This is a genomic window from Mesobacillus sp. (assembly GCF_049588175.1).
Lineage (GTDB): Bacteria > Bacillota > Bacilli > Bacillales > Cytobacillaceae > Mesobacillus.
Map to the genome: position 1 here is coordinate 1 of NZ_JBAVFI010000227.1, position 4,214 is coordinate 4,214.

Sequence of the window (4,214 nt, forward strand, 5' to 3'; positions counted from 1 at the left end):
AGAATCAATCAGTAAGAACGTTTTTCCGCTCTCCAGTGTTTGTTTGGGCTGTCGGCAAACTGCGAAAATGCCCTGAGTTGTTTCGGTATCAGCAAGCTGGCTGCTGATTTCATCCGTTACGACTGTGACTGGGATATCGCCATAATCCCAGCTAGGCGGCATTTCAGTTTTCTCGTTAAGAATGATTTCTTCCACATATTCTTTTTGTTTAAGTGCTTCTTCAACTAAATGGAAGCCTTCAACGAGAAATGTGCCAGACTTATCTCTTTCCTTACGTGTCTGTAATTTTTTCCATTGTTTAACTTGTGGATTTTTATCAGATTGAATGTACTTCACTCTGGCTCTCCTTTAATATGGCTTGTTCAATTTTATTATTATATCTCAAACTCGATACATAATAAAACCAAAATGGTGAATTCTATAAACATTGATGGAAATTGAAAGGAGTTTGAGTAAACAATGAACTTGAACCTTAGAAATGCAGTTATCACAAATGTGGCAGGTAACACACAGGATGAGTTGAAGGATACAATTGTAGATGCAATTCAAGCTGGTGAGGAAAAAATGCTTCCAGGACTTGGAGTCCTATTTGAAGTGATCTGGCAAAACGCTTCTGAAGAAGAAAAGCAGGAAATGCTAAATGCGCTAGAGTCAGGATTGAAAGGAAAATAATTTAATCGAAAGAACTCCTTCATTTCTAGGAGTTCTTTTTTTGTCCAAGAAAAAAGGAAGGCCGCAGCCCTCCTTGTGTTTTCCTTATTCAAAAGTAAGTTTATCAACCGTTTCTTTATCAAGACGTTTGATTACTTCAACAATCAATTTGACGGCATTTTCATAGTCATCACGGTGCAGCATTGCAGCATGTGAGTGAATATAACGAGTTGCAATTGTGATGGACAATGCTGGTACTCCACGATGTGTCATATGGATCGCACCAGAATCAGTTCCGCCGCCTGCGACTGCATCGAACTGGTATGGAATGTTCAATTCGTCAGCCAAGTCTGTTACAAAATCACGAAGGCCTTTATGTGAAACCATTGAGGCATCATAAATGATGATTTGCGGTCCATCGCCCATTTTGCTTAATGCTTCTTTTTCAGTAACGCCTGGAGTATCTCCGGCAATTCCTACATCAACACCGAAACCGATATCTGGTTCGATTACCTGTGCCGATGTTTTAGCGCCGCGAAGACCAACTTCCTCCTGTACCGTACCAACCCCGTACACCACATTTGGATGCTCTTGACCCTTCAGCTGCTTTAGAACATCGATCGCAATCGCACAGCCAATGCGGTTATCCCATGCTTTTGCAAGCAGCATTTTTTCATTGTTCATCACTGTGAATTCAAAGTAAGGAACAACCATGTCCCCAGGCGTTACTCCCCATTCTTTTGCTTCGTCACGGCTTGATGCACCGATATCAATGAACATGTCTTTAATGTCAACCGGCTTTTTACGTGCTTCTGCAGGGAGGATATGAGGCGGCTTAGAACCGATGACACCCGTGATTTCTCCTTTGCGCGTTACGATCGTCACACGCTGTGCCAGCATGACCTGAGACCACCAGCCTCCAACTGTCTGGAAACGGATGAAGCCCTTGTCATCAATGCTTGTTACCATGAAGCCGACTTCATCAAGGTGACCAGCTACCATGATCTTAGGTCCATTTTCATTACCAACCTTTTTTGCGATCAAGCTCCCTAGACCATCTGTCGTTACTTCATCAGCAAATGGAGTTATGTATCGTTTCATTACTTCTCTTGGCTCACGTTCATTGCCGGGAATGCCTTTGGCATCTGTTAAATCTTTAAGCATTGTGAGTGTTTCATCTAATTTAGCCATTATTTCGACTCCCTTAATATGTAGTTTCGCATCCTATTATACTAGAACGCCAGAGTATTGTACAAAAAATTCTGCTAATAGCCTTTTCTCTGCCTGTCATAATTTACTTCATTTTTTTGAATATATGCCTGTTCAATTTGTTCTTCGCTTAATCCAAGCAGTTCAGCAAGCTTCATATATGCATCAAATAACTGTACATAATCCTCTCTCCGCCGACTTAGCCTGAACGTATTGATCAACCCATACACTTCAAGGAACTGCCTGCTGGCGTCTTTTCCATTACTTGGGGTAGAGGAAATGGCCGTAATGTCCTCAAAACCGCACTCAATGCCCAGCGAGAGAATAAAATGAATTCCATCAACAAATTCCTCTAAAATCACATCAATATCTGAGGATGGTTTAAGACTCCAAAATTTAAAGCATCTCGTTTCATTTGCAAGCTCCCCAATCTCTACAAGAAGGGCGAGTGCTTTCCTATCAAATAGGTCTTCATCCTCCAGATCATGCTGTGTTTCTATATGACGATCAAGTTCTCTTTGCATGTTAAAAAGCTTTTCAGTATTCATGTTTTTCTCCTTGTAAAAATCATTAATTGCATGTTTCCAGAGCATTCTATGCCAGTTTTCAGACTAGTCATTCATTCTTGGCTTTGAGAGTTCTTTTTAGATAAAAATTAAAATAACCAGAAGCCACTCTATACTTTAATGGTATTTTGCGTAAAAAGCTTAAAAAAAGTATAAAACAAATTGAAATTTGATGAAACTATTTAGAATCTCATTCGTAAATAAGGAAAGTTAGCATTGGAGGGGCAGTTATGATCCTGCTTTTACGTCTTATCATATTGCTGTTGTTCATTTTTCTAATATACAGCGCGGTGAAATATTTATTCCACCCTAAGCGAAAACTGGAGCTCGCTCATGAGCAAAAACGTTTTTTCCTTCTGGATGACCCGGACAATGTGCGCAAAAACTTCTTATTGACTTACAAAGGAGTATTATTTGAAGGGGAAAAATATCTTGGCACTACTCACTCAGCATTTGAAGTAGTTTCCATCTTCATTTGGCCCAAAAAAACTTCCGCACTGAAGGGACTTGTTCTTGAGGATTTCCAATTCATTGAACGAAAAGTCCGTGAGAACTATCCAGTTGCCAAGATTGACTGGAAAAGCCCAATCAAAGAATTTATGGCGGATCACGACCAGGAAGATGAATCATAAATTACAAAAGCGTCTGGACTTCGTCCGGACGCTTTTTTACGTAGTTGGATGAAAGAATTCCCGCCACTTAATAAACGCAACCTTTTCCCTAAGCAGATAAGAAGATAATAAAATAGCACCAATAAGGATTGCTCCTGTTATTGCATTGAACTGGCCAAAGTACTCGCCAAACACGGTGTAGAAAATCACAAAAGGAATATTAGCAAGGAAGCTGGCCTTCAAAAAAAATTTAAAGCTACGATTCCGTTCATAAAGGCAAAAGCTGAGTAAATGATAATGAATGATCGGAATCAATCTCAGGAGCGAAACCTGCGCAACCGTTAAATCCCTGTACTGTCCAACAAGCCGATGTTTAAGTTTAATAAATTTGTTAGTCATTGCCGGAGCCTGTTTCAACATTGTGTAAAATAAAATGCTTGCGCCAGTAAGGCCAATTAAAGAATAAAGAATCCCTGGTATCATTCCAAATAGTAGGCCACCCGCAATGCATACCACTGCTGGCGGAATAAATAAAAATTGGCGAAATACATGAAAAAGGATAAAGATAGCGGGAGCATACCAGCTCCCTGACTCAAAAATAATCAGCAGCAAGGACCAGACATCTTCCATATATGTCACCTGCCTAAAGTCATTCTAGGATGCTATTAAAACATATAGAAGTGCCCAGGCTGTTATGCTAAAAGCTTAAAAATATAGACAAAAATACCAGCCTCGATCACGGCAAGGAGCGGCAGCCCATACTTGAACTGAGCATGCTTAGTTTTATGACGATAATGCTTCATCCCCGCCGTCGCACCTATTGCTCCGCCCAAAAAGGCGACATTCCATAAAGTACTTTCACTTATTCTATAAAGATCTTTTTTTGCTCGTTTTTTATCCGCTCCCATGATGAAAAAACCTGCTGCATTCATTATGATAATAAGTCCAATGATCATCCATGTTAGTTCCATTTAATAACACATCCCTTTATCTCAATCGAATATCATGTTTATGGACACGAAGAGCCTTGTTTCATTATATCTCAAAAAAAGTTATTCTAGCGGCTTCTTTTTGTACCGCTAAAATACTATATATATTTTTTTGTAATACCTAATTATCTTTAAGGAATTTGTTGACCATTCATCTGGATTTCGCTATCGCGAGTAGTCGTTATAAG

Annotated in this window: 7 protein-coding genes; 2 read left to right on the plus strand and 5 right to left on the minus strand. The window is 39.7% G+C overall.

The window, feature by feature from the left end; translation table 11 throughout:
* The coding region (locus WB217_RS05640; protein WP_423991463.1) for a TrmH family RNA methyltransferase at window positions 1-336 on the minus strand (336 nt) is incomplete at its 3' end.
* Between the two features lie 123 nt (window positions 337-459).
* On the opposite strand from WB217_RS05640, the gene sspI reads away from it, so the two are divergent.
* A complete protein-coding gene (gene sspI, locus WB217_RS05645) occupies window positions 460-672 on the plus strand; it encodes a small acid-soluble spore protein SspI (RefSeq protein ID WP_423991465.1) in 213 nt (70 codons plus the stop codon).
* 84 nt (window positions 673-756) lie between these two features.
* Here sspI and WB217_RS05650 read toward each other — a convergent pair whose 3' ends face one another.
* Together WB217_RS05650 and WB217_RS05655 are read right to left on the minus strand one after the other, a co-directional pair.
* Entirely contained in the window at window positions 757-1,842 is a 1,086-nt protein-coding gene (locus tag WB217_RS05650; RefSeq protein WP_423991467.1) for a M42 family metallopeptidase, read from the minus strand.
* 74 nt (window positions 1,843-1,916) lie between these two features.
* Window positions 1,917-2,408 (minus strand): dUTP diphosphatase, encoded by a 492-nt coding sequence (locus WB217_RS05655; protein WP_423991469.1) that lies wholly within the window; start codon window positions 2,406-2,408, stop codon window positions 1,917-1,919.
* 248 nt (window positions 2,409-2,656) lie between these two features.
* Between WB217_RS05655 and WB217_RS05660 the strand changes: the two genes are divergently transcribed.
* Window positions 2,657-3,058 carry a sigma-w pathway protein ysdB gene (locus WB217_RS05660; protein ID WP_423991471.1) on the plus strand — a complete coding sequence of 134 codons (402 nt, stop codon included), beginning with the start codon at window positions 2,657-2,659 and terminating at the stop codon, window positions 3,056-3,058.
* 36 nt (window positions 3,059-3,094) lie between these two features.
* Here the strand turns inward: WB217_RS05660 and WB217_RS05665 are convergent, their stop codons facing one another.
* Together WB217_RS05665 and WB217_RS05670 are read right to left on the minus strand one after the other, a co-directional pair.
* Complete coding sequence (locus WB217_RS05665; RefSeq protein ID WP_423991473.1) at window positions 3,095-3,667, minus strand: TVP38/TMEM64 family protein; 573 nt, start codon at window positions 3,665-3,667, stop codon at window positions 3,095-3,097.
* 62 nt (window positions 3,668-3,729) lie between these two features.
* On the minus strand, window positions 3,730-4,008 hold the full coding sequence (locus WB217_RS05670; RefSeq protein ID WP_423991475.1) for a DUF1294 domain-containing protein: 279 nt from the start codon (window positions 4,006-4,008) through the stop codon (window positions 3,730-3,732).
* Window positions 4,009-4,214 lie beyond the last annotated feature (206 nt).